1 protein-coding gene is annotated in these 358 nt (G+C 45.8%); it reads left to right on the top strand.

All coding sequences use genetic code 11. The annotated features are described in order from the left end of the window. Positions 1-62 precede the first annotated feature (62 nt). Positions 63-358: efflux RND transporter permease subunit (locus CWC11_RS20515; protein ID WP_138684155.1), on the top strand; the 296-nt coding region annotated here is incomplete at its 3' end.

The following is a 358-nucleotide window of genomic DNA, read 5'->3' on the forward strand; positions in this document are numbered from 1 at the left end:
TCACGGAAGGCACCTTGAAGATCCGATCAGGCTCAAAAGTTGAAGTAAAGGGGTAAGGCGACGTGAGAATCACTGATACGGCGGTAAAGCGCCCGATCTTCGCGATCGTCATTAACTTACTGCTGCTGACCTTTGACTTAGTGGCATTTACTATGCTACCACTGCGCGAATACCCTGATATTGAAACTCCAATAGTCAGTGTAAGTACTAACTACACAGGCGCATCGGCGGAAGTTGTAGAAACCAAGATCACCCAAGTATTAGAAAACCGGATTTCGGGGATCGAAGGGATCAAAAGCATAAATTCCAGTAGCCGCAACGGTAGCTCCAATATCACTATCGAATTTAATATCGATCG

This window comes from Pseudoalteromonas sp. S3178, assembly GCF_005886985.1.
Classification (GTDB): Bacteria; Pseudomonadota; Gammaproteobacteria; order Enterobacterales; family Alteromonadaceae; genus Pseudoalteromonas; species Pseudoalteromonas carrageenovora.